Genomic DNA, 24,260 nt, shown 5'->3' on the forward strand with positions numbered 1-24,260 from the left:
GGAGCCCGCATGCAAGCCCACGACCATGACACCGCATCCGTCCCCGACCAAGATGGGCATACTCAGGCAGGGCGGGCTCAGGAAGGGCGGGCGGCCTGCTTCGACATCGCCGCCATCGCGGCGTCGTTGCCCGAGACCGCGCGGACCCTGCTGGTGGATCACAGGATGACCGATCGCGAGGCCGCCAGCGCGCGGGTGTTTCGCGTCTATGCCGCGACACCGCCGCACTACCATGCGGGCTGCGACGAATATCTCTATGTCATCTCGGGCCGCGGCAGCTTCTGGATGGAGGATCCGGCGCGATTGGCCGAGTTCCGGCCGGGGCAGTTGCTGTTTTTTGAGAGGCGCGTCGTGCACGCCATGCCGGCGCTGTTCGAAGGCCCGGTGGTGTTCCTGGCGATCGACACGCCGCGGCGCGACCCCAAGGACATCATCTTCGTCGATCCCGAGGCCGGCACGCCGGAAGGATTCATCGCGGCGCACGGCTGAGACCGTTGAGGGTGCGCAGCACGCCAGCGCCACGCTCGGCGGCGCAGGCGAGATAGCCGCCCTGCGTCGTCGGCCAGACGGTCAGGCCGAGATCCTCATACAGATGCAGCAGGTCCGCGCCGACCTGCCAGAATGCCGGGTCGCGCCCTTCCTGCAGCGCCAGGTCGCGCAGGCGCCAGATCGCCGAGACCTGTTCGGAGCGGGCACCCACCGGATCTCCGAGGGCTATGAGCAGGCCGTCGCGATGGCGCTCGCCGGCGATCTCGGCGCGGGTGAAGGCGATCGCGGCGCGCCCGGTCTCCGCCAGCACGACGCCCTGTGGCGCGATGTCCAGGATGGCGCTCTCCCCCAATGCGCAATAGCGTTCGCCGCCCGCGCCTTCCCAGTCGAGGGTGGCGATGCGTCCTGGCGAGATCAGCCGCCATAACGCCGCCAGCATCAGTAGGACGGCGCAGGCGAGCGAGACGCGCGTGCGGTTGCTCGCCCCCGGGGTCAGCACCACCGACCAGAAGCTGCTGGTATTCAGCGCCCGCACATGCGGCTCCAGCCGTCCCAGGATCAGCACGCAGCCGATCAGCAGCAGCAGCGGCAGCGTGGTGCCGGGGGCCAGCGGCTCGCTCAGCAGACGCGCGTGCCGGTAGTAGGAGCCGCGGAACGGCGCGATCAGCAGGGCGGCGAGGATCAGGATGCCCGGGATCAGGACGATGTTGCCGCGCAGCGCGGTGAGCAGTGCGGCGACGCAGAGCAGTACGATGGTCGCCCCCCAGGCCAGGGTCACCCGGTTCGACAGGCCGATCGCCAGGCCCATGAGGGCGGCCCCGATCAGGGACGGCACGTAGTCGCCGGCGAGCCCGGTCAGCCAGGATGCAAAACTGGGCGGCCCCTCGAACAGCGCCGCACTCGGGGGGATGATCGCGGCAAGGTCCGAGCCTGGATCGAGGACGCCGAGAGCCAGCAGCATGGCGCCGCACAACGAGACCGCGCCGACCGCGATGGTGACGGAGAAATCCGCCTCGCTCTGCCGGATAATCAGGCTGGTGGCACCCCTGGGTCCGCGCAGCCGCCCCAGAATGGCGTCACTACGCAACAGCAGCTCATGCCCGGCGAACAGGGCGCCCGCGATGAACAGCGGCACGATGTAGTAGAACATCCTGAACACCAGGATCATGCCAAGGATGCTCGGCGCCGGCAGCCAGGCCGAAAGGCCGAGCAGCATCGCCCCGTCGAACACCCCCAGGCCGCCCGGCACGCTCGCCACCAGCCCCGCCGTGTAGGAGGCGATGTAGATGGCGAGGAAGGTCGGATAGCCGAGATCCGGCGTCGGTGGCAGCAGCGAAAAGGCGATCGCCGCGGTGGCGCCAACATCGAGGCTGGCGACGACAACCTGGCCTATGGCCATGCGCGGCCCCGGCATCTCGATCCGCAGCCGCCAGAGACGGAACTGCGTGCGCCGCCTGGACAACGCCACATAGGCGACCACCGTGCCCCAGGCGGCGACCCCCGCCAGCCGCAGCAGCGCATGCGGGATGGCGTGCGCCAGGACCGGTATGGCGCCCGGCTCGATGATCAGCACGCCGCCGACCAGGGCACAGGCGCCGAGCGCGAAGGTCACCGAGCAGAAGGCGACGATCTGGGCGATGTCCGCCGGCGACAGGCCCCAGATGCCGTAGAGCCGAAACCGCACCGCCGCCCCCGAGAGCGCCGACACCCCCAGATTATGCGACAGCACATAGGAGCAGAAGGCGGCGAAGAAGGTGCGTCGGAAGGCGAGCCGATGCCCGACATGGATCACCGCGAGCCGGTCATAGAACGACAGCACGAAGAAAGAGAGCAGGGTAAAGCCGGCCGAGATCAGCAGCGAACGGCGCGGGATCGCACGCAGGCCGGCGCGTACCTGATCGAGGCTGAGATGACGAAACTCGCGCTGCACCACGAACACCGCGCCGGCCAGCAGCAGCAATCCCAGGAAATGCGGAAAGTGCCGGCCGAGCCGTTTGAGCCACGGTTTCACAAGGGGGCGCCGGCTAGGCAGTCAGCGCGGCCTCGATCAGCGCCACCGTCTCACTGATGCCGTACAGGGCGATGAAGATGCCAAAGCGCGGCCCTTCGGTCTGGCCGAGCAGCACCTCGTAGAGACAGCCGAACCACGCCCGCAGCGGCGCGAACCCGTGCCGCTTGCCGACCTCGAACACCAGGTTCTGGAGGTCGTCGGGCGAGGCGTTCGCGGCAAACCCCTTCAAGGTCTCGGCGAGGTCGGCGAGGGCTTCACGCTCATGCGCGTCCGGCGCCCGGAAGCGCTTTTGCGGCCGCACGAAGTCGCGGTAGTAGGCGACGGCGTGTGTCACCAGGCGCGCCAGCAGCGGCTCGGCCTGCTTCGTCAGTCCCGGTCGGTAACGCTCCAGGAAGGCCCAGAGCACGTCCGGATTTTCGGTATTGGCGACCGAGGCCAGGTTGAGCAGCATCGCGAACGTCACCGGCGTGCCGCTGGCCGGTGGCGGGGCGCCGTCATGGATGAACCAGGCCGCATTGCCGCGAAGTGCCGCCTCATCCTGGGTCGGTGCGCGCGCGAGATTGGCCAGATACTCGTCGGCGGCGCGCGGGATGACGTCGAAGCACAGCCGCTTGGCGCGCTGCGGGGCCAGGAACATGAACTGCGACAGGCTCTCCGGCGGCGCATAGCGCAGCCATTCCTCGACCGAGATGCCGTTGCCCTTGGACTTCGAAATCTTTTGCGCATGCTCGTCGAGGAACAGCTCGTATGTCAGGCTGAGCGGCGGCTCGGCGCCGAGCAGGCGGCAGATCTTGGCCGACAGCCGGACGCTGTCGATCAGGTCCTTGCCCGACATCTCGTAATCGACACCCAGGGCGGCCCAGCGCATCGCCCAGTCGGCCTTCCATTGCAGCTTGGCGGCACCCCCGGTCACCGGGGTGGTGAAGCGCTCGCCCTGCGTGTCCTGCCAACTGATCGTCCCCGCCTGCGCGTCGATCGCGTCGATCCTCACCTGCATCACCACGCCGGTGCGCGGATGAATCGGCAGGAACGGCGAGTAGGTGGCGCGCCGCTCGGGACCCAGGGTTGGTGCGACGGTGGCGACGATCGCGTCATGCGCCGCCAGCGCCCGCAACAATGTCGCATCAAAGCGCCCGGCGGCATAGGTCTCGGTCGACGAGACGAACTCGTATTCGAAACCGAAGCCGTCGAGAAAGGCGCGCAGCCGGGTATTGTTATGCGCCGCGAACGACTCGTGGGTGCCGAACGGGTCGGGCACACGCGACAGCGGCTTGCCGAGATGCTCGGCCAGCATGTCGCGATTGGGCACGTTGTCGGGAACCTTGCGCAGCCCGTCCATGTCGTCGCTGAAGGCGAGCAGACGGGTCGGGCGGCCGGTGAGATCGGTGTAGGCGCGACGCACCCAGCTGGTGCGCGCGACCTCGCCGAAGGTGCCGAGATGCGGCAGGCCGGACGGGCCGTAGCCGGTCTCGAGCAAGGCCGGGCGCCGCGGATCCGCGGACTGCAGGCGCGCGGCCAGCTTGGCTGCCTCCTCGAAGGGCCAGGAAATGGGGGTGTTCAGGGTGCCTGCTTGATCGGGTGCCATGCGCCGGCAAGCTATGAACGCGACAGAGCGGGGTCAATGACCCTATGCTTGGCGGGCCGATGCCCGATGCCAGCGCCGCTAACCTCGCCACTCTTGTCCCGAACCCGGCTTTGGTGGCGGGGCATGGCCGCGTCTCGCTGCTGACGCCGGATGGCGAGCTGCTCGACCTCGTGGCCGCCGACGCGCGCGCCGCCCTCGCCGACCTGCCGCCGCCCTTGCTGGTGCACGCTCCCTCGACATTGCGTCGCCTGGCCGCACCGGACCTGGCTTGCGTTGATCTGCTCGAACTGTTCGCCTTCGTGCTGCCGGCGCGTCCGGCCGCTCCCACCCCACGCGGGCTGGCGCTGGCGCTCGGGCTCGCGATTGAGGAGATCGGGCGCGCCGATGCCGGGCTGCTGCCGACGCTGGCCGGCATGCTGCTGCGGCGCGCGGCCTCACTGGTCCACACCCCGTCAGGCGCCGACATGGCCGCACTTGTCGCCCTGCTCGGCCGCGCCGGCTGGGGCTGGGCAGCGCCGCTGCGCGCAGCACTCGGTGTCGGCGCCAGGCTGCCGCCGGAGGCAATGCAGCCGGCGCAGGCGATCCGCGTATGGCGACGCCTGCCGAAATGGGAGGAGACCGCACCGCGGCCACCGCCGGGCAACGCCGAGGTCACACCGCGGGAGGCGCGCGCGCGTCTAAGCGAGCTCCTCGGGCCCGACGCCGAGCAACGCGCCGGCCAGGCGGACTATGCCGACGCCGCCGCGGATGCGTTCCGGGCGCGCCTGGTGCGCGGCGATCCGCACATGGTCCTGGCCGAGGCGGGCACCGGCACCGGCAAGACCCTCGGCTATATCGCACCCGCCAGCCTCTGGGCGGAACGCAATGGCGGCACCGTATGGATCAGCACCTACACCCGCCATTTGCAACGCCAGATCGACGCCGAACTGCGGCGACTGCATCCCGACCCGGATGTCCGCCGCCGCCGCGTGGTCCTGCGCAAGGGGCGCGAGAACTATCTCTGCCTGCTCAACCTCGAGGAGGCGGTCGGCAGTGCCGCCAAGGCCGCGCTGATCCCGCTGGCCCTGCTCGCCCGCTGGGCCGCGGCGACCGCCGATGGCGACGTGCTCGGCGGCGACCTGCCCGGCTGGTTCGCCGAACTCTTCGGGCAGGCCTATGTCAGCGGCCTTGCCGACCGTCGCGGCGAGTGCATCCACGGCGCCTGCACGCATTACACCCGATGCTTCATCGAGCATGGCATACGACGCGCCCGCGAGGCCGACCTGGTGGTGGCCAATCATGCCCTGGTGATGACCCAGGCGGCCTACCATGGCCTGAATACGGGCGATGAGGACACCATCCCAACCCGCTACGTGTTCGACGAGGGCCACCACCTGCAGGAGGCGGCGGACAGCGCCTTTTCCGCGGCGCTGTCTGGCGGGGAGACGGCGGAGCTGCGTCGCTGGCTGCTCGGCGCCGAGGGCGGCCGCTCGCGCGCGCGCGGGTTGCGACGGCGGCTGGACGAGCTGGTGGTGGGCCTGCCCGAACTGGAGACGCCGATGGAGGCCGCCCTGATTGCCGCCCGCGCCTTGCCGGCGCCAGGCTGGAGCAGCCGCCTCGACGAACCCGCGCAAGCCAACCCGACCGAGCGGCTGCTGGCTTTGCTGCGCCGGCAGGTGCTGGCGCGCATGGGCAAGGACGGGCGGACGGCGGAGTGCGACCTGCATCCGCTAGACCCCGACGTGACCGAGGCGGCGGCGGCGCTGGCGCGGGCGCTGGCGCGGATCGCCGAGCCGCTGGAGACGCTGGTGACGCGCCTCGCGGCCCGGCTCGACGAAGACGCAGACAGCCTCGATTCCAGCACACGTGGACGCATCGAGGCGATGTGCCGCGCCATACGCCGCCGCGCCATCGCACGCCTGGACGCCTGGCTGGCAATGCTGCAGGCGCTCCCCTTGGCTCTGCCGCCGGATACGATACCGACCCACGTGATGTTCCTGCGCCTCCAGGCACGGGGCGAGCTTGGGCGTGATGTCGGACTGCACCGGCACTGGCTGGATCCGACGATCCCGTTCGCAGCATCCCTCGCGGCACCCGCGCACGGCGTGCTGATCACCTCGGCCACGCTGCGCGACGAGACCGGCGCGGACGCGCAAGCGGCGTGGGCGGCCGCCGAGGCCCGCGTGGGTGCGACCCACCTGCCCTCGCCTGCCCTGCGTGCGGCCCTCGCCAGCCCGTTCGACTATGCGCGGCAGACCCGCGCCTTCATCGTCGGCGACGTCGACCACACCGATCCCGACCAGCTCGCCGGCGCCTACCGTGCCTTGTTCCTGGCGGCAGGCGGCGGCGGGCTGGGCCTGTTCACCGCCATCGCCCGGCTGCGCCAGGTGCATGCGCGTATTGCCGCCCCGTTGGAGGCGGCCGGCATTGCGCTGTTCGCGCAGCATGTCGACGCGATGGACAATGCCACCCTCGTCGACGTGTTCCGCACCGAGCCGGATGCCTGCCTGCTTGGCACCGATGCGATGCGCGACGGCGTCGACGTGCCGGGCCGGGCGCTACGCCTGGTGGTGTTCGAGCGGGTGCCCTGGGCGCGTCCGGACATCCTGCACCGCGAGCGGCGTATCCATCTCTCCGGCGGCCAGCCGACGCTCTACGACGACCGTGTCGCGCGGCTGCGGCTGCGTCAGGCTTTCGGACGGCTGATCCGTTCGGCGACCGATACCGGCGTCTTCGTCATGCTCGACCGGCGTGCCCCGAGCCGGCTTCTGTCCGGATTTCCGGACGGCGTCACGGTCACGCGCACCGGCCTCGCCGACGCCGTGGCGCGGACCCGGTCGTTCCTGTCGCCAGGCTGAGAAGGCCAGGCTGTTGCAGGCCAGGCTGGGCTGAGCGTGCGTCAGGCGGTCTTGAGGTTGGTCGCCGCCGCCTTGCCGCGCTCCATGGCGATCTCGTAGGTGACCTTCTGGCCTTCGTTCAGGCCGCGCAGGCCCGCCGCCTGCACCGCGGTGATGTGAACGAAGACATCCTTGCCGCCATCCTGCGGCATGATGAAGCCGAAGCCCTTTGTCGTGTTGAACCACTTCACGGTGCCCGTTGCCATGAACCGTGTCTCTCCTCATCCCACCCGGACCGGGCGCCCAGTCCGATGCCCGGACGGTCGCCCTTAGGTTACCATACCGTAATGGGGCCAGAAAATGAGGCAGGAGTCAATCGAAACGGATTGCTCGCCTGAGTGGCGAAAAAAAGGGCGGCCCCGAAGGACCGCCCCATTCCTTTGGGCCTGAAGCAGTCTGGACTTAGAAGTCCATGTCGCCCATGCCGCCGCCCGGAGGTCCGCCCGCGGGGGCCTTCTTCTCGGGCTTCTCGGCGATCATCGCCTCGGTGGTGACCAGCAGGCCGGCGACGGATGCCGCGTCCTGCAGGGCCGTACGGACCACCTTGGTCGGATCGATGATGCCGGCGTCGATCAGGTTCTTGTACTCGCCGAGCTGCGCATCGAAGCCGAACGCATAGGCGCTGTTCTCGAGCACCTTGCCCGCGATCACCGCGCCGTCCTCGCCGGCATTCTCGGCGATCTGGCGCAGCGGCGTCTGGATCGCCTTGCGGATGATCTCGATGCCGAACTTCTGGTCCTCGTTCTCGGGGACCATGGTTGCCAGCACCAGAGAGGCGCGCGCCAATGCCGTGCCGCCGCCCGGAACGATGCCTTCCTCGACCGCGGCGCGGGTCGCATGCAGGGCGTCATCGACGCGATCCTTGCGCTCCTTCACCTCGACCTCGGTGCTGCCGCCGACGCGGATCACCGCGACGCCGCCGGCGAGTTTGGCCAGACGCTCCTGCAGCTTCTCGCGGTCGTAGTCCGAGGTGGTCTCCTCGATCTGCGCGCGGATCTGGTTGCAGCGGCCGACGATGTCGGACTTCTCGCCGACACCCTCGACGATCGTGGTGTTCTCCTTCTCGATATGCACCTTCTTGGCGCGACCGAGCATCGCCAACGTCACGTTCTCCAGCTTGATGCCGAGATCCTCGCTGATCACCTGGCCGCCGGTCAGGATCGCGATGTCTTCCAGCATCGCCTTGCGGCGATCGCCAAAGCCCGGCGCCTTCACGGCGGCGATCTTCAGGCCGCCACGCAGCTTGTTGACCACCAGGGTGGCCAACGCCTCGCCATCGACGTCCTCGGCGATGATCATCAGCGGACGGCCGGACTGCACGACGCTCTCGAGCAGCGGCAGGATCGGCTGCAGCGAGGAGAGCTTCTTCTCATGGATCAGGATGTAGGGGGTATCCAGGTCCGCGATCATCTTCTCGGCGTTGGTGATGAAGTACGGCGAGATATAGCCGCGATCAAACTGCATGCCCTCGACGACGTCGAGCTCGGTCTGGATGCCCTTGGCCTCCTCGACCGTGATCACGCCCTCGTTGCCGACCTTCTGCATGGCTTGGCTGATCATCTCGCCGATCTCGGTCTCGCCGTTGGCGGCCATGGTGCCGACCTGGGCGGTCTCGGAGGGCGTGGTGATCTTCTTGGTGTTCTTCTCGAGTTCGGCGACGACGATGGCGACCGCCTTGTCGATGCCGCGCTTGAGGTCCATCGGGTTCATGCCGGCGGCGACCGCCTTGAGACCCTCGCGCACGATCGACTGCGCCAGCACCGTCGCGGTGGTGGTGCCGTCACCGGCGATGTCGTTGGTCTTGCTGGCGACTTCGCGCACCATCTGCGCGCCCATGTTCTCGAACTTGTCGGTCAGCTCGATTTCCTTGGCGACCGTCACACCGTCCTTGGTGATCCGCGGCGCGCCGAAGCTCTTGTCGATGACGACATTGCGACCCTTGGGGCCGAGCGTTACCTTGACCGCGTCGGCGAGAATGTCGACGCCGCGCAGCATGCGCTGGCGGGCGTCACCGCCGAACTTTACGTCCTTGGCAGCCATGTTTATCTCCTTGGTTGTGGAAGAATTGCTATCGGATCAGCGAAATCAGGCGGCCTTCTCGACGATGCCCATGATGTCGCTCTCCTTCATGATCAGCAGCTCCTCGCCGTCGAGCTTGACTTCGGTGCCGGACCACTTGCCGAACAGCACCCGGTCGCCCGCCTTGACGTCCAGGGCGACGATCGCACCCTGCTCGTTGCGTGCGCCTGGGCCGGCGGCGATGATCTCGCCTTCCATCGGCTTTTCCTTGGCGGTGTCGGGGATGATGATGCCGCCCGCGGTCTTCTCTTCGCCGGTGATGCGGCGGACCACGACCCGGTCATGCAGGGGACGGAACTTCGCCATTCGGATCGCTCCTCGATAAAAGCGGCGCTCTCGCGAAAAGCGACGCCGCCGGTTGGGGCTCCTGGGACGCGACGCGACCCGGGTTTGGCACTCCAGCACAGTGAGTGCCAGGGTGACCAAGCGGCGATTTAGGCCGCCCCCGAAGCAGTGTCAAGGCTCCGGCAGCAGTCCCGGGCAGTGAGTGCCAAGCCCTTGACGCCACTCGCGTTTTTTGTTGCGGAACAGGGTCGGGACAGGTCACGATGGCGACTGTCATGAAAGTGTCGCGCCGGAGATTATGGGGATGTCCCTCTCTAAGCAGCTCAAGGACTATCGGCTGACCACGGCAGAGATCCTCTACCACCTGCCCGACCATCCGGCCATGCTGCAATCCTATATCTGGCAGGAGCTCGATATCGCCCCCGCCTATCCGATCCTGCACAAGTTCCTGGAATTCTGGCACCGCGAGATCGAGGGCCGGCTGCATTCGGTGCGGGTCGGCTCGCTGACCCTGATCCGGCCGCCGGACATCCGCACGCCGCGCGTGGTGCTCACTCTTCAGTAGGCATCTCGTCCGCCTCGGTCAGCCGCTTACCGTCGAGCAGCGCCTCGCGCGTTTTGGCGGCAAGCCGCGCGCCCGCCTGCTCAACCAGCGTCCGTCCAAAGCGCACGCGATTTTGCGCCGCTGCATCGGCCGCCTCAGCCCGCGCCGCACGTTTCCTGGCCCGCTTGAGGTTGACGATCTCTGCCATCTCCGCATCCTCCCACTTCATCACATCCCCACTTCTTCACATCAAGGACGCGCACCATGGGCAAGACTATCAGCCTGACCGCATCGGACGGACATAAGTTCTCCGCCTATGAAGCCGGGCTTGCGGATAGTCCGCGCTCTCTTGTGGTCGTTCAGGAAATCTTCGGCGTCAATCATCACATGCGCACCGTCTGCGACGGCTTCGCCGATGCCGGCTACCACGTGATCGCGCCGGCGCTGTTCGACCGGGCCGAGCGCGGTGCCGAGCTCGGCTACACGGGTCCGGACATGCAGCGCGGCATGGAGCTGCGCGGCAAGATCGCGCCCGAGCAGACGCTCGCCGACCTGCTGGCCAGCGCCGACGCCCTGGGCCACGGCAAGATCGGCATCATCGGCTATTGCTGGGGCGGCGCGCTGGCCTGGGCAGGGGCGACGCAATCCAAGCGTTTCGCGGCCGCAGTCGGCTGGTATGGCGGCGGCATCGCGGCAACCAAGGACGCCACCCCGAACTGCCCGGTGCAACTGCATTTCGGCGCCGACGACGACCACATCCCGCAGACCGACGTCGACGCCATCCGCGCGGCTCAGCCCACGGTCGAGATCTTCGTCTATGAGGGCGCCGGTCACGGCTTCGGCTGCAGCGAACGCGGCAGCTACAACGCCACCGCCACCGCGCTGGCTCAGGAACGCAGCCTCGCCTTTTTGCAGCATAATCTCTGACCGCCCCATCTCTGACCGCCCCGCGTCCGGGCCTGTCGGCCGACCGGTCGTTCTTCGGCCACCCGCGCGGGCTCGCAATCCTCGCCTTTACCGAAGGCTGGATCAGCTTCTCGTACTACGGCATGCAGTCGCTGCTGGTGCTCTACATCACCAGCCAGCTTCTGCGTCGTCCCAGCCAAGTGCTCGGCTTTGCCGACTTCCGCGCGGCGCTGGGCATGCTTTACGGGCCGCTGCACGGCGAGGCGCTGGCCGCGGCAATTGTCGGGCTGTTCGGGGCGCTGATCTGGGCCACCCCGCTCCTCGGCGGCATCCTCGCCGACCGGTTGCTCGGACGCACCCGCATCATCCTGCTCGGCGCGGCACTCCTCACCCTCGGCCACCTGCTGATGGGCTTCGAGGCAAGTTTCGTAATCGCCCTGGCCTGCCTGGTGGTTGGGCTGGGCTGCACCGGCACCATCAAGGCGCAGGTCGGCGGCCTTTATGCTCCGGACGATCCCCGGCGCGCCGACGCCTTTCAGATCTACACCAGTTCCGCGGCCTGCGCCGTGGTCCTGGCCCCTCTGGTCTGCGGCACCTTGGGCGAGCGGGTCGCCTTTCGCTGGGGTTTCGCCGCGGCGGCCGCCGGCATGCTGCTCGGGCTGCTGACCTATCTCGCGGGCCGCCGCTGGCTGCCGTCGGAACCGCCCCGCTCGAAGCGCGCGGCAACATCCAAGCTGACACGCGTAGAATGGCGCAGGGTCGGACTGCTGCTGGCGCTGCTGCCGGTGCTGGCACTGGCCATGGTCGGCAACCAGGAGTTGTTCAACGGCTACCTGGTCTGGGCGAAGCGGCGCTACGACCTCGCGCTGCTCGGCTGGACCATGCCGGTCACCTGGCTGCTCTCGCTCGACGCCATGGTCGGCATCGCGGCCATGCTCCTGTCGATACTGTTTTGGCGCTGGCTGGGCCGCCCGCTCGACGACCTCGTCAAGATGACGATCGGCACTGGCCTGCTCGCCGCCGCCCCGCTGATCCTCGCCGCCGCCTGCTGGCGGTCCGGGGGGCACAGTATTGGCTTGGGCTGGGCACTCGCCTTTCACCTCGTCAACAACTTCGGCTTCGCCAACCTCTACCCCATCGGCATGGCATTATTCTCGCGTGCCGCACCCGCCCGCCTCGGCGCTACCTTGGTCAATGCCTATGTGCTGCATCTGTTCCTCGCCAACCTCGCTGTCGGCTGGCTTGCCGGCCTGCTCGGCCAGGTATCGGACACGAACTTCTGGCTGCTGCACGCGGGCCTGATCAGCCTCGCCGCCCTGATCCTGGCGGGGCTCGCTTGCGCTCCCATAGCGAAACAGCTTCATCGTTCAGTCTGACGATCCCCGAGGCGACAAAGCCGCTCTTCTCGGCGATCCTGATCGACGGCGCATTTCCGGCCACGATGAAGCAGACGACCCGCTCATGTTCGGTGCTACCATCCAGCCATGATAGGATTGCGGACACGGCCTCATGCGCGAAGCCTCGGCCGTGCGCCCATCTCGCGAGGACCCATCCGGCCTCAGGGACGCCACGAACCGACGGCCCGCTGTCTCGGCGGAAGTCGGCAAAGCCCACATCGCCGACGTAGCGTCCGCTCCGCGTTTCGCGAACACACCAGTAGCCGTAACCAAGAACCGACCAGAGGCCGCGGTTGCGCAGCAGACGGGACCAGCTCTCCTGCGGGGTCGAAGCTTTGCCGGTGATATGGCGGACCACAAGCGGGTCGGCCCACATCGCCGCCAGATCGTCGAAGTCGCTCGGTGTGTGACCTTGCAGTGTCAGCCTTGGTGTCTCGAGCTTGGGGCACATACCCGATCCTATGCCTTGCCACCTTTCGGGAACAGCCGAGGCACACTGGTCTGCGTCACCTGACCTTGACGACTTGCATCTCGAACTCCTGCCCCAGCATTCGTGCAGCACTCGGGTCGCCGACGGGGAAAGCCCAGCCCGAGATCAAGGAACCCATTGCCTCCATCCTTGCCAGAACGACAAAGGCGAATTGATCGTTCGTCGCCAGAGCGTAATACCTCCTTGGAGAGTGCATCGCTTCGAGCAGCCCGTTCAGCCCGGACAAAACGCCTTCCACATCAATCCAGTCACCTTGACGGTCCAGCTTCAGCAATGTGGTTAGCCCATCTACCGAGAGCCTCAGCGTCAATCCCGATGCGGGTTCGACGGCCATGACGGTATTGCCGATGGTGATTTCGCCCCCGGACAGCGCGACCAGTTCGCCCACGAGGCGCGGGTAGGTATCGGCGTCCTCGCAATCGAAGGCATGAAACCATCCGCCCGCAAACAACAGCTCCATCGTGGTATCGAAGCAGTCGGCTTCCCCCCATCTCTCGGCGAACCGCTGACGGGCATCGCGGCCTGCCATCGCGATCAGCTCCGCCTGGTCAAGACGCCTGAGCATAGTATCGGCGGGAACACGCTTCGATTTTATTACGAGTTCAAACCGGCGCCATCCTTGGACCTGGCCGATGAAGCGTTCGAGATCGACAGACTCGTCCGCCCCGATCGCGATGATGCTATCCAGCAATGCGTCCAGGCGTTGGCCTGGGGCGCCACTACCGAGTTCGCACGTCAGCCGCCTGACGATCGCCGGTGTGTTCGCCTTTGAACCCAACCTCCGGATGATCTCGAAGGTATGGATTGCCAACTCCGGGTGGTCGAGCCAGGCAAGCAGGTATTGTTCGGCGACCAACGCCTCCGCATTCATCGCAAGTTGCCCCGCGGCATGCGCCTTGACCCAAGCCGCCATGTTCGAAGCCAGCACTTCCTTCAGCACGCGGGCCTTCCAGGGGGGCGCCAGCGCCTGCAAGGCCCGAAGCAAGATGCTCGCATCATTGGCTGCACTGTTGTCGTGGCATTTATAGAGGGCGGCGAGTTCCCGTCGCGCGAAAGCCGCTGCTCGCGCCCGGACTTCCTGCTCCCCACTCAGCGCAAAGCCCTGCAAACAAGTGAGCAGACGATACCGCTCGTCCGGTGTCGCCGCCAGGAAGCGCGATTGGATGACGGGCCACGCCCGACCTTCGCCGTAATAGACCGCAAGGTGCAATGCCGCCTCGGCCCTGACCCGCGCGTCTTCGTGGGTCAACAACCGGATCAGCCGTGGGATGGATCCTGCGTCCGACAGGCGGCACAGGGCTTCGACGGCCGCCTGTCGCGTGATCGGGTCCGCGGCCGACAGGAACGGCTGGATCAAAACCGCGGCTTTCGGCTCATCGAGCGGAACGAGCAGGCCATGGCCCTGCTGCCACCTCGCATGACGACAAAACCACAAGGCTGCTCGAGCGACATCAGGGTCGGAACCGACGAGCGCGGCCAGCACCAGATCACTGCCGCTTGGTGCTCCCATCTCCAGGAGCATGATGCCGATACGCAACCGCAACGCGGCTTCGGCACCGACAGCCTTTCGCAACAGTTCAGGCTCCAGAATTGACCGGTTCGTCTCAAGGAATTCGCGACCGAGATCGTCGAACAGATCCTTACGACCTGGATCGGCGAGGATCGCCTCGACGGTCCAGCCCTTCGATTTCGCAACCGTGTTAATCCTTGATGCTGCCTGCTCAGCCATCAGCTCCAGCTCCGCCTGACGACCCGCCCTCTCCCGGGCCCGGAGGACAACCCAGACTATGCCCTGGAATCTTGTGGAAACAGCGCATACCATCAAATTCTCTACGTTATGAGTTTGCCATGGACGATGCATGGATGATCTCTCTGGAGGACGCGCAAGCCCGGCTACCGGACGATCCCGACGTCTTCCGGTTCTGGTATGGGCTCCGGCGCGGGACCATGAAGGTCGGGCTCTACGCGCCCAAGGGCGAGGATCGCCAAGGTCCCCACAAGCAGGACGAGCTCTATATCGTCATCCGGGGAAGCGGTGACTTTATCAAGGGAGAAGAACGCCGTCGTTTCGCCGCGCACGATGTCCTCTTTGTCGAGGCCGGTATGATGCATCGCTTCGAAAATTTCTCCGCCGATTTCGCGACATGGGTAGTGTTCTGGGGGCCGTTGGGCGGGGAAGGCGAAACTTGCGACCGCGCCGAGCCCACGACCTGAGTGCGCGGCGATGGTCGCCTATGTCGCGTTGCTGCGGGCGGTGAATGTCGGCGGCACCGGCAAGCTGCCGATGGCAACTCTGAAGGCAATGTGCGTGGAACTCGGCTTTGAGCGGGTCCAAACCTACATTGCGAGCGGGAACGTCGTCTTTCATAGTCCGCTCAGTGAAGCCGAAATCAGGCGCGCGCTCGAGGCGCGGCTACACGTTTATGCCGGCAAATCCTGCGGCGTTCTGGTCAGGACCGACGCTGAAATCGCCGATGTGCTGGCGCGAAACCCGTTCCCGGCCGCGCCCCCCAACCAGCTGGCGGTGCTCTTCGTCGACGAGGCACTGCCGCAGGATGCGCTCGCCGATGTCACCGGGCAGGGCCGGGAGCAGATCCACCTCGGACAGCGCGAGATCTTCATCTGGTATCGAGACGGAATGGCGCAATCGCGACTGCGTATCCCGTCGGCAAAGGCCGGCACCGCACGCAACATCAATACGGTCTCGAAGCTGGCAGCCCTGCTCAGTCGATGATCGCCTGGTAGGTCAGCACGCGCAGCTCCCGCCTGATCGCCAGCGCCGAGGACGGCATGAGCTGGGTCAGCAGGATCACGATCATCGACTCCGCCGGGTCGATCCAGAAGGCGGTGCTGGCCGCACCACCCCAGGCATATTCGCCGGGACTGCCGAGGATTTGCGCGCGTGCCGGATCGAGCATGACCGAGAAGCCCAGGCCGAAGCCGATTCCCTCGCAGGTGGATTCCGAAAAGCGGAGCTGGCCCATCTGCGCCATGTCGCAGCCCAGATGGTTCGCCGTCATCAGCGCCACCGTCTTGCGCCCCAGCAGTCGCACGCCGTCCAGTTCGCCGCCGCCGAGCATCATCCGGCAGAAGCGCAGGTAATCGCCCGCCGTTGCGCACAAGCCGCCGCCGCCGGAGCAGAGCGGCTTCGGCGAGGCGAAGCGGCTGGCGGCCGGATCGTCGATCAGGCGCAGCCCACGCCTGCCGCGCGCATAGTTGGCGGCAAAGCGGGGCAATTCGTCCGCGGGCACATGAAAGCCGGTATCGGTCATGCCGAGCGGCGTGAGGATGCGCTCGATGAGGAACGTTGCAAGGTCGCGGCCGGAGAGCACTTCGACCAAGTGGCCGAGGACGTCGGTGGCAATGGAGTAGTTCCAGGCCTGCCCGGGCTGGGCCAGCAACGGCAGCGCCGCCGCGCGTTGCACCAGATCGCCCAGGCTCGCGTCCGAGGTCTGGAAATCGATGCCCTCGGTGCGGTAGAGCGCATCCACCGGTGTCGCCTCCATGAAGCCGTAGGTCAGGCCGGAGGTGTGGGTCAGCAGGTCGCGGAAACTGATGTCGCGCGCCGCGGGCGTTGTCGCGAGGTTCGCCCCGCCGCCGCCGACGAACACGCGCTGGCCGGCGAAACACGGTAGAACGCGCGAGATCGGATCATCGAGCTGAAAACGCCCCTCCTCGTAGAGCATCATGATCGCGGCGCTGACCAGCGGCTTGGTCATCGAGTAGATACGCACGATCGTATCATCGGCGAACGGCGTGCCGCGCTCGCGGTCGGCGAGGCCGTGACAGCGACGATAGGCGAGGCCGCCGCGTCGCATGACGGCGACACTCAATCCCGCGAGCCGCCCGTCCGCGACCAGGCCGTCCATCCAACCGTCGATGCGCGCCAGCCGCGACGGGCACAGCCCGAGGGAGCCGGGATCGTCGAGGCCCGTCACCGCGCGCACGAAATCACCGCCGCGCATGAACTCGCGGCCATCTTGTTCGTTGCTGCATAATGCAACGATCCATTGGAGAACGCCGGCATGCTTGGAACCATCCTACTGGTCATCGTGATCCTGCTCCTGATCGGTGCGCTACCCACCTGGGGCTACAGCGGAAGCTGGGGATATTTCCCTTCGGGTGGCCTCGGACTGGTCCTGATCATCGTCATCGTCCTGCTGGTCGCGGGAAGGATCTGACGCTCACAGCAGCCGCCCCGCGACCGCGTCAAGTTTGCCCAAGAAGGCCGGGTCGCGGGCGTCGGGTGCGGTAATCAGCGCGTGCTCCAGGGCGCGGTCGCAGCCGGCCCGGCATGGCGCGCGACCGGCGCCGAGACGGGGAATGGTGGCTCGGATCAGCGCCCTGGCGCGTTCGGCGTTCTCCGTCATCACCGCGATGACGGCGTCCACCGTGACGCTGTCATGACCGGGATGCCAGCAATCATAGTCGGTCACCATTGCAACGGTTGCATAACAAAGTTCGGCTTCGCGCGCGAGCTTGGCTTCGGGCATGTTGGTCATGCCGATCACGTCGCAGCCCCAGTGGCGATACAGCGCGCTCTCCGCCCGGGTGGAGAATTGCGGCCCCTCCATCACTAGGTAGGTGCCGCCGCGGCTGACCGGCAGGGCCAGCGTGCGTGCCTGTTCTTCGAGGACGTCGCCAAGCCGCGGGCAGAGCGGGTCAGCCATCGAGACATGCGCCACCATGCCGGTGTCAAAGAAGCTCTTCTCGCGCGCGAACGAGCGGTCGATGAACTGGTCGATGATGACGAAATGGCCGGGCGGCAGCTCTTCCTTGAGGGAGCCCACTGCCGAAAGCGAGATGATGTCGGTCACCCCGCAGCGCTTGAGGGCGTCGATATTGGCGCGGTAGTTCAGCCGGCTGGGCGGGATGCGGTGCCCGCGCCCGTGCCGCGGCAGGAACACGCAGGCAATCCCCGCAAGCCGGCCGGTGAGCAGCGCGTCGGATGGCGCCCCCCAGGGGGTCTCAACGGTGCGCCACTGCTTGTCCTCGAGCCCGTCGATGTCATAGAGGCCGGAGCCGCCGATTACACCGATCACCGGCTCGCTCAAATCATGTCCGGACATTAGCCCATACCCTCCGTTTGACGATGACGACCAACCCGAGCAGCAGTGTCAGATAGGCGATCACCTGCACGCCCAGGCGGTGGCGCGCCTGGAGATGCGGCTGTGCTGCCCAGGCGAGAAAGGTCGCGACATCATGCGCCATGTGCGGCACCGTCGCCTTGGTGCCGTCTGCATAATCTACCTGGCCCTGATGCAGTGGCGGCGGCATCGCCGTGGCATTGCCGGCGACCGCAAGATTGTAGTGCATGCGCGGTGCGAGCGCGACGTTGCGCGGCGTGTCGAGAAAGCCATCCAGAAAGGCCGCGATGAAGCGCGCGCCGCCCGGCAGCGTGATCGCAAGCCGCGACTGGTCCGGCGGCACGGCGCCATGATTGGCGGCACGGGCGGCCACGTCGTTCGCATAGGGAGACGGAAAATGATCGCCCGCCTGCAGGCCGTGGCTCGCGGCAATGGCGTGGATGTCGTGCGTATCCAGACCGAGCCCCGCGAGATCGGCAAAGCGCAGCGCGCGCATCGAATGGCATGCCGCGCAAACCTGGGCATAGACCGCATAGCCGCGCTGCGCGCTGGCGAGATCGAAGCTGCCGAATGGCCCCTCGAAGCTCCAGCCCTGCCGCGATACCAGAAGTGCCGGCAACAGCAGGCAAGCGACCGCGAGGCGCATCAGGGCTGCTCGACCGGCAGACGAACGAACAGCCGAGGCTCAAGCCTTCCGAGCAATGGCAGCACCACCAGGAAATGCCCAAACCAATAGACCGTGGCGAGTCGCGCCAGCAGCAGCCAAATCCCCTCCGGCCGATGCAGCCCGCAGACCAGCAACAGCACGAAGCTCATCGCCAGCAGCAGCATCAGCTTGCGATAGACCGGCCGGAAGCGGGCGCTGCGTACCGGCGAGGTGTCGAGCCAGGGCACCGCGCACAGCACCAGCACTGAGCCGGCCGAGAGCAGCAGCCCACTGAGGCGCGACGGCACCGCGCGCAGCACTGCATAGAACGGCGCGAAGTACCATTCCGGGGTTATATCGGATGGTGTCGCGAACGGGTTCGCCACACTATAATTGTCCGGCTGCGTCAGCCATCCCGGCAGGAAGAACACCAGCACGCCGAAGGCGATCAGAAACACGCACAATCCGATGGCATCCTTGGACGTGTAGAACGGATGAAACGGCAGCGTATTGCGTGATTCGCGCATGTCGATGCCGAGCGGATTGTTCGAGCCGGTGACATGCAATGCGGCGACATGCAGCACGACTCCGGCCGCGATCAGAAATCCCAAGACGAAATGCAGCACGTAGAACCGGTGCAGCGTGGCGTCCCCGACGACAGCACCACCCTGCAGCCAGGTTGCAAGCGGATGGCCGAAGCCGGGGATGGCTCCGACCGCGTTCGAGACGACCACGGCACCCCAATAGCTCATCTGCCCCCAAGGCAGAATGGTGCCCGCGAAAGCGATGACCATCACCATCAGCAGCAGGCAGACGCCGATCAGCCACAGCAACTCGCGCGGACGCTTGTAGGAGCCGTAATAAAGCGAGCGAAACACATGCACGTAGAGGACGGCAAACAGCAGACTGGCGCCGGCCATATGTGTCGAACGGATGATCCAGCCGCTGCTGACCTCACGGTCGATCGCCTCGACGCTGGCGAATGCGCCGGCACTGGTCGCGGTGTAGTGGAGTGCCAGGAAGACGCCGCTGAGGATCAGCATCACCAGCGCCACGCTGGCGAGGGCTCCGAAACTCCAAAGATAGTTCAGGTTACGCGGGACCCGGTAGTCAACGAAGTTGCGCCTGAAGCCCGAGATGATCGGCAGCCGCTCGTTAATCCAGCGCGCCGCACCCCGCATCAACGGCTCCCTGTCTGCCGGCCCCATTTGCACACACTGCGGGTCTCGACGCGCAGCAGTCGCGGCCGCACTCTATGGGTGCCGTCCTGACCCTGCAACACGGCCCTGCCCAATGGAGTGCCACAAGGCGTGACTGACCTGCGTCCTGCACACGATGCCATGCGCGATGCCGCGCGAAGCTGGTTCGAGAGCCTGCGCGACCGTCTCTGCGACGCGTTCGAGGCCATCGAACGCGAGGGCGGCGACAGCGCCGAGCCCGCTGGCCGTTTTGAGCGCCAGCCCTGGACCCGCCCTGAGGAGGACTCCGCCCACAGCGGGGAAGAGGGTGGCGGCGGCGTGATCAGCCTGCTGCGCGGGCGCGTGCTGGAGAAGGTCGGGGTCAATGTCTCGACCGTGCAGGGCAGCTTCAGTCCGCAGTTCCGGGCGTCCATACCCGGTGCGTCGGAGGATCCGCGCTTCTGGGCATCGGGCATCAGCGTCGTCGCCCACCCGCGCAGCCCGCTGGTGCCGGCGGCGCACTTCAACACCCGCATGCTGGTGACCACCCAGGGCTGGTTCGGCGGCGGCGGCGACATCACACCGATGTTTCCCGAGAGCGAGGCGGCAGCGCACGACGCGGCCCGCTTCCACGCCGCCCTCCGCCACGCCTGCGACCGTCATGACCGCGCCTACTATCCCCGCTTCAAGGAATGGTGCGACCGCTACTTTTTCCTGCCGCACCGGGGCGAATCGCGCGGCCTCGGCGGCATCTTTTTCGACCGGCTTGAGACCGACGACCCCGCGCAGGACTTCGCTTTCACCCGCGACGTAGGTCGAGCCTTTCTCGACATCTATCCCGCGATCATCCGCGCGCGCATGCACGAACCCTGGACCGACACGCAGCGCCAGCATCAGCTCATCCGGCGTGGCCGCTACGTCGAGTTCAATCTGCTGCATGATCGCGGGACCCTGTTCGGCCTGCAGACCGGCGGCAATGTCGAGGCGATCCTGATGAGCCTGCCGCCGGAGGTGCGCTGGCCGTAGTGCAGCGACGCAAACAGACCTTACAGGTCTGTTTGGGTCAAAGCTGCACGATAACAGTATGCAACAGACCGTCTTTCGGTAAAGGGGCTGCCGCTGTATCGTCGCGCGATCATGGTGTCGGAGCGTCAGTGTCGGCCTCATCGCGGCGATCCGTTCTTCGGCTCGGCGGAACCCTATCCCTCGGTTTGGTCGCCACCAGCGTGGCAGGTGCGGCGCGTGCGCGGCTGCCGGCGCGGACCACATCCCTGGAAGCCGCCCACCCAAATGTCACTGAGGCCAGCATGATCGTCGCCGGTCCGGCGGACGCCTCGGCTGGCCTATGGGCGCAACTGCTCGCCAGCCCGCTCGCCGGCGCGCTGCATCCCGGCACCCCGCTCGCCATCTCGGCGATCGGCGGCCGCGACGGGGTGACCGGTGCAAATGCCTTCGAGGCGCTGACCAATCCCGACGGCGCGACCGCGCTGCTGGTGCCTGGTGCCGCGGCGATGGCGTGGCTCGCCGGCGACCCGAGAGTGCATTTCGACGCCGGCAACTGGGTGCCGGCGCTGACCAGCTTCGGCTCGGCGATGGTGATTGGCGGCAATGCGCGCCCCACCTTGCCGCTGCGCGTCGCCGCCTCGACGGCGAGCGGCGTTGAACTGGCCGCCCTGCTCGGGCTGAGCCTGCTCGGCCGCAATCCCTCCCCGGTGTTCGGCCTCGCCGACCCGCAGGACGCACGCGCCGCCCTGCTCGCCGGACGGGTCGATGCGATCCTGCTGCACGGGCGCGACGTCCCTGCCCGCGGTGCGGCCCTGAGCCACGAGGCAAACGGCATTCGCCCGCTCTTCTCGCTCGGCGCCGACATCGACGCGGCCGCCCGCGATCCCGCCCTGCCCGACGTGCCGACCCTGCCCGAGCTCTATAGCGCCGGCAGCGGACAGGCCCCGACCGGACCATTGTTCGAGGCCTGGCGGGCGACCGCCGGTGCCGCCAGGCTCGATATCGCCCTGGTGCTGCAGCCGCTGACCCCGGCGGCCCTCGTAGCCCTATGGCGCACCGCCTGCGCCAGCGCCGTCACCACGCCCGGGCTTTCCGATGCCTCCCAGGCGGCAGGCCTCACCCCGTTGCCGGCGCCGGACTGCGTCGCCGCCTTGTCCAGGATCGTCATCGGCGAGAACACCCTGCTGGCGCTACGCCGCTGGCTTGCCGGTCGCACCGATTGGCGCCCGGCCTGAAGTCAGCGTCGACGCGTTCTACACGATAAAACACCGTCACGCTCGACTTCGCCGCCGGGAAGCCCAACCTTACTGGCAGGCCGTTCATGGTGCATCACCGCACAAGCCAGCGGAAAACCGCTCAGCGAGCGAACACAAAGGAATACGGCAATGGATTTCAACACCAACCTTGAAAACCAAAGCGAGTGCCCGTTCCGCGGGACGCGCATCGGCGGCGCCCTGGGCTCCGAGCCGCAACTCGACCATTGGTGGCCGAACCGGCTGAAGGTCGAACTGCTTCACCAGAATCCCACTGTCGCCAATCCCCTCGGCTACAGCTTCAACTACGCCGAAGCGTTCAACAGGCTCGACCTGGCCGAGGTCAAGAACGACATCAAGGGCTTCCTGCAATCCTCCGTCGCCTGGTGGCCGTCCGATTACGGCAATTACGGACCGCAGATGATCCGTATGGCCTGGCACTCTGCCGGCACCTATCGCATTGCCGATGGCCGCGGCGGCGCGGGGCAAGCGATGCAGCGATTCGCACCGATCAACTCCTGGTGGGACAACGGCAACACCGACAAGTCGCGCCGTCTGCTCTGGCCGATTAAGAAGAAGTATGGCGCAGCGCTCTCCTGGGCCGATCTGTTGATCCTCACGGGGAATTGCGCACTCGAGATCATGGGCTTCAAGACGTTCGGCTATGGCGGTGGTCGCGTCGACGCCTGGGAGGCGGACCGCGGCACCTACTGGGGGCCGGAAGGCTGGGAGCCCGAGAACGGTGCCGCCGACCCGCTCAGGATGGTCAATCGCGACAAGCGCTGGGAAGGCAATCCCGACGAGCCGCACTACGATCTCGAGAATCCGCTCGCCGCCACGCATCAGGCGCTGATCTATGTCAATCCCGAGGGCCCGAATGGCAGCGGCAAGCCGCTCGATTCCGCCCGCGACATTCGAGAGTCGTTCGCACGCATGGCGATGAACGACGTCGAGACCGTCGCCCTCATCGCCGGCGGTCATGCGTTCGGCAAGAGCCACGGCATGGTCGACGCCGGCAAGATCGGTCCGGCACCGGAGGGTGCGCCGATCGAGGCGATGGGTCTCGGCTGGCACAATCCTGACGGCACGGGATTTGCCGAATACACCATGACGAACGGCATCGAGGGCTCCTGGACGCCCAATCCGACGCAATGGGACAATGCCTATCTTGAGAACCTGTTCAGGTTCGAGTGGCAGAAGACCGAGAGCCCGTCGGGTTCCATACAATGGACGCCGATCGACCCCTCGGCACCAAAGACCCCCGACGCGCACAAGCCGGGTGTGATGAATCCGCTGATGATGATGACTTCGGACATCGCCCTGAAGGAGGATCCGGCCTACCGCGCGGTCTGCGAACGATTTCTCGCGGACTTTGATGACTTCTCCAATGAGTTCGCCCGTGCCTGGTACAAGCTCACGCATCGCGACATGGGTCCGAAGGTGCGTTATCTCGGGCCGGAAGTGGCGGCCGAGGACCTCATTTGGCAGGATCCGGTCCCGGCTCTCGACCATCCGGTCGCCAACGAGTCCGATATCGCGTCCCTTAAGGCGCGCATTCTCGGCAGCGGCCTGACGGCTTCCGCACTCGTCGGCGTGGCTTGGGGTGCGGCCTCTACGCATCGGCATTCCGACAAGCGCGGCGGTGCCAATGGTGGCCGCATCGCGCTCGCGCCGCAAAAGGATTGGGCCGTGAACAATCCTGCACAGGTCGAGACGGTCGTCGCCGTCCTCACCGGCATCAAGGACGATTTCAACAGCGTGCAGGCGGGCGGCAAGAAAATCTCGCTCGCCGACCTCATCGTTCTCGGCGGCTGTGCTGCGGTCGAGAAGGCAGCCAGGGATGGCGGTGTCGAGGTGACGGTCCCGTTCACGCCGGGCCGGATGGATACCACGCAGGAATTGACGGACGTGGTGCAGTTCAACTGGTTGCAGCCCGTTTCGGACGGTTTCAGGAACTATCATAACGACCGGATACGCTTCAACGTGCCCCCGGAGCATATCTTCCTTGACCGTGCTCAGTTGCTGACCTTGTCGGCGCCCGAATGGACCGCGCTCGTCGGCGGCCTGCGTGTGCTCGACATCAATTGGGACGGATCGAGGCACGGCGTGTTCACCGACCGGCCCGGTGTGCTGAGCAACGACTTCTTCGTCAACCTGACCAGTACTGACCTGGTGTGGAAGAAGGCGGACGAGGACGCGATGATTTTCACGCTCAATAGCCGGGACACTGATGAGGTGAAGTTCACCGCGACCCGCTGTGACCTGATCTTCGGCTCAAACGCGCAACTGCGCCAGGTCGCGGAAGTGTATGGCGCCGACGATGGTCACAAGCGGCTGGTCCACGACTTTGTCGCGGCCTGGCACAAGGTGATGATGCTCGACCGCTTCGACGTCGCTGCGAAAAAGCACGTCGCTTAACAACCGGCGGA

At 66.7% G+C, this 24,260-nt stretch carries 23 protein-coding genes; 11 read left to right on the forward strand and 12 right to left on the reverse strand.

All coding sequences use genetic code 11. The features are described from left to right. Nucleotides 1-9: 9 nt before the first annotated feature. The gene (locus ACQY4K_RS04290; protein ID WP_428393702.1) at nucleotides 10-489 is read left to right on the forward strand and encodes a cupin domain-containing protein; all 480 of its coding nucleotides are present in this window, start codon (nucleotides 10-12) and stop codon (nucleotides 487-489) included. Here the strand turns inward: ACQY4K_RS04290 and ACQY4K_RS04295 are convergent. Together ACQY4K_RS04295 and ACQY4K_RS04300 are read right to left on the reverse strand one after the other, a co-directional pair. Beyond that, nucleotides 470-2,500 carry a lysylphosphatidylglycerol synthase domain-containing protein gene (locus ACQY4K_RS04295; RefSeq protein WP_428393704.1) on the reverse strand — a complete coding sequence of 677 codons (2,031 nt, stop codon included), beginning with the start codon at nucleotides 2,498-2,500 and terminating at the stop codon, nucleotides 470-472. The two genes, ACQY4K_RS04290 and ACQY4K_RS04295, sit on opposite strands and share 20 nt — an antisense overlap. A 13-nt stretch (nucleotides 2,501-2,513) precedes the next feature. Further along, complete coding sequence (locus ACQY4K_RS04300) at nucleotides 2,514-4,085, reverse strand: lysine--tRNA ligase (RefSeq protein ID WP_428393706.1); 1,572 nt, start codon at nucleotides 4,083-4,085, stop codon at nucleotides 2,514-2,516. Nucleotides 4,086-4,144: 59 nt separating this feature from the next. Here ACQY4K_RS04300 and ACQY4K_RS04305 point away from each other — a divergent pair, with 59 nt between their 5' ends. Continuing rightward, a complete protein-coding gene (locus ACQY4K_RS04305; RefSeq protein ID WP_428393708.1) occupies nucleotides 4,145-6,922 on the forward strand; it encodes an ATP-dependent DNA helicase in 2,778 nt (925 codons plus the stop codon). 41 nt (nucleotides 6,923-6,963) lie between these two features. Here ACQY4K_RS04305 and ACQY4K_RS04310 read toward each other — a convergent pair whose 3' ends face one another. The 3 genes from ACQY4K_RS04310 to groES all read right to left on the reverse strand — a co-directional run bounded on the left by ACQY4K_RS04310 (nucleotide 6,964) and on the right by groES (nucleotide 9,346). Then, nucleotides 6,964-7,167, reverse strand: coding sequence for a cold-shock protein (locus ACQY4K_RS04310; RefSeq protein ID WP_428393710.1), 204 nt, complete (start codon nucleotides 7,165-7,167; stop codon nucleotides 6,964-6,966). A gap of 196 nt (nucleotides 7,168-7,363) precedes the next feature. Next, nucleotides 7,364-9,001 (reverse strand): chaperonin GroEL, encoded by a 1,638-nt coding sequence (gene groL / locus ACQY4K_RS04315; protein WP_428393712.1) that lies wholly within the window; start codon nucleotides 8,999-9,001, stop codon nucleotides 7,364-7,366. 45 nt (nucleotides 9,002-9,046) lie between these two features. Then, complete coding sequence (gene groES / locus ACQY4K_RS04320; protein WP_428393714.1) at nucleotides 9,047-9,346, reverse strand: co-chaperone GroES; 300 nt, start codon at nucleotides 9,344-9,346, stop codon at nucleotides 9,047-9,049. A 283-nt stretch (nucleotides 9,347-9,629) separates the two neighbouring features. Here groES and ACQY4K_RS04325 point away from each other — a divergent pair, with 283 nt between their 5' ends. Beyond that, nucleotides 9,630-9,890: an usg protein gene (locus ACQY4K_RS04325; protein ID WP_428393716.1), complete on the forward strand. Its 261-nt coding sequence runs from the start codon at nucleotides 9,630-9,632 to the stop codon at nucleotides 9,888-9,890. Here the strand turns inward: ACQY4K_RS04325 and ACQY4K_RS04330 are convergent. Continuing rightward, nucleotides 9,877-10,077 carry a DUF4169 family protein gene (locus ACQY4K_RS04330; protein ID WP_428393718.1) on the reverse strand — a complete coding sequence of 67 codons (201 nt, stop codon included), beginning with the start codon at nucleotides 10,075-10,077 and terminating at the stop codon, nucleotides 9,877-9,879. The two genes, ACQY4K_RS04325 and ACQY4K_RS04330, sit on opposite strands and share 14 nt — an antisense overlap. Before the next feature lie 56 nt (nucleotides 10,078-10,133). Between ACQY4K_RS04330 and ACQY4K_RS04335 the strand changes: the two genes are divergently transcribed. Then, nucleotides 10,134-10,796, forward strand: a complete 663-nt coding sequence (locus ACQY4K_RS04335; protein ID WP_428393720.1) for a dienelactone hydrolase family protein — start codon at nucleotides 10,134-10,136, stop codon at nucleotides 10,794-10,796. Between the two features lie 122 nt (nucleotides 10,797-10,918). Beyond that, nucleotides 10,919-12,151 carry an MFS transporter gene (locus tag ACQY4K_RS04340; RefSeq protein ID WP_428393722.1) on the forward strand — a complete coding sequence of 411 codons (1,233 nt, stop codon included), beginning with the start codon at nucleotides 10,919-10,921 and terminating at the stop codon, nucleotides 12,149-12,151. Here ACQY4K_RS04340 and ACQY4K_RS04345 read toward each other — a convergent pair. Next, nucleotides 12,078-12,623: a GNAT family N-acetyltransferase gene (locus ACQY4K_RS04345; RefSeq protein WP_428393724.1), complete on the reverse strand. Its 546-nt coding sequence runs from the start codon at nucleotides 12,621-12,623 to the stop codon at nucleotides 12,078-12,080. The genes ACQY4K_RS04340 and ACQY4K_RS04345 overlap by 74 nt on opposite strands. 55 nt (nucleotides 12,624-12,678) lie before the next feature. Next, on the reverse strand, nucleotides 12,679-14,391 hold the full coding sequence (locus ACQY4K_RS04350; protein ID WP_428393726.1) for a HEAT repeat domain-containing protein: 1,713 nt from the start codon (nucleotides 14,389-14,391) through the stop codon (nucleotides 12,679-12,681). A 119-nt stretch (nucleotides 14,392-14,510) separates the two neighbouring features. On the opposite strand from ACQY4K_RS04350, the gene ACQY4K_RS04355 reads away from it, so the two are divergent. Beyond that, entirely contained in the window at nucleotides 14,511-14,876 is a 366-nt protein-coding gene (locus ACQY4K_RS04355; RefSeq protein WP_428393728.1) for a cupin domain-containing protein, read from the forward strand. A 10-nt stretch (nucleotides 14,877-14,886) separates the two neighbouring features. After that, complete coding sequence (locus ACQY4K_RS04360) at nucleotides 14,887-15,396, forward strand: DUF1697 domain-containing protein (RefSeq protein ID WP_428393730.1); 510 nt, start codon at nucleotides 14,887-14,889, stop codon at nucleotides 15,394-15,396. Here the strand turns inward: ACQY4K_RS04360 and ACQY4K_RS04365 are convergent. Beyond that, on the reverse strand, nucleotides 15,386-16,627 hold the full coding sequence (locus tag ACQY4K_RS04365; RefSeq protein ID WP_428393732.1) for a serine hydrolase domain-containing protein: 1,242 nt from the start codon (nucleotides 16,625-16,627) through the stop codon (nucleotides 15,386-15,388). The two genes, ACQY4K_RS04360 and ACQY4K_RS04365, sit on opposite strands and share 11 nt — an antisense overlap. Before the next feature lie 60 nt (nucleotides 16,628-16,687). Here ACQY4K_RS04365 and ACQY4K_RS04370 point away from each other — a divergent pair, with 60 nt between their 5' ends. Further along, nucleotides 16,688-16,843 (forward strand): DUF3309 family protein, encoded by a 156-nt coding sequence (locus ACQY4K_RS04370; RefSeq protein ID WP_428393734.1) that lies wholly within the window; start codon nucleotides 16,688-16,690, stop codon nucleotides 16,841-16,843. 3 nt (nucleotides 16,844-16,846) lie between these two features. Here the strand turns inward: ACQY4K_RS04370 and ACQY4K_RS04375 are convergent, their stop codons facing one another. From ACQY4K_RS04375 to ACQY4K_RS04385, 3 genes are read right to left on the reverse strand one after another with little or no spacing between them, the layout of a single operon-like run. Then, the gene (locus ACQY4K_RS04375; RefSeq protein ID WP_428393736.1) at nucleotides 16,847-17,731 is read right to left on the reverse strand and encodes an S-methyl-5'-thioadenosine phosphorylase; all 885 of its coding nucleotides are present in this window, start codon (nucleotides 17,729-17,731) and stop codon (nucleotides 16,847-16,849) included. Continuing rightward, nucleotides 17,718-18,395: a cytochrome c1 gene (locus ACQY4K_RS04380; protein WP_428393738.1), complete on the reverse strand. Its 678-nt coding sequence runs from the start codon at nucleotides 18,393-18,395 to the stop codon at nucleotides 17,718-17,720. The genes ACQY4K_RS04375 and ACQY4K_RS04380 overlap by 14 nt, the downstream gene beginning before the upstream one ends. Further along, nucleotides 18,395-19,576, reverse strand: a complete 1,182-nt coding sequence (locus ACQY4K_RS04385) for a cytochrome b (protein ID WP_428393740.1) — start codon at nucleotides 19,574-19,576, stop codon at nucleotides 18,395-18,397. Before ACQY4K_RS04385 ends, ACQY4K_RS04380 begins: the two co-directional genes overlap by 1 nt. Nucleotides 19,577-19,735: 159 nt before the next feature. On the opposite strand from ACQY4K_RS04385, the gene hemF reads away from it, so the two are divergent. From hemF to katG, 3 genes are all read left to right on the forward strand, one after another. After that, a complete protein-coding gene (gene hemF, locus ACQY4K_RS04390) occupies nucleotides 19,736-20,599 on the forward strand; it encodes an oxygen-dependent coproporphyrinogen oxidase (RefSeq protein ID WP_428395965.1) in 864 nt (287 codons plus the stop codon). Between the two features lie 128 nt (nucleotides 20,600-20,727). After that, nucleotides 20,728-21,813: a hypothetical protein gene (locus ACQY4K_RS04395; RefSeq protein WP_428393742.1), complete on the forward strand. Its 1,086-nt coding sequence runs from the start codon at nucleotides 20,728-20,730 to the stop codon at nucleotides 21,811-21,813. A 150-nt stretch (nucleotides 21,814-21,963) separates the two neighbouring features. Beyond that, complete coding sequence (gene katG, locus ACQY4K_RS04400) at nucleotides 21,964-24,249, forward strand: catalase/peroxidase HPI (RefSeq protein WP_428393744.1); 2,286 nt, start codon at nucleotides 21,964-21,966, stop codon at nucleotides 24,247-24,249. Nucleotides 24,250-24,260: the final 11 nt, after the last annotated feature.

Source organism: Lichenicoccus sp., assembly GCF_965276875.1.
Classification (GTDB): domain Bacteria; phylum Pseudomonadota; class Alphaproteobacteria; order Acetobacterales; family Acetobacteraceae; genus Lichenicoccus.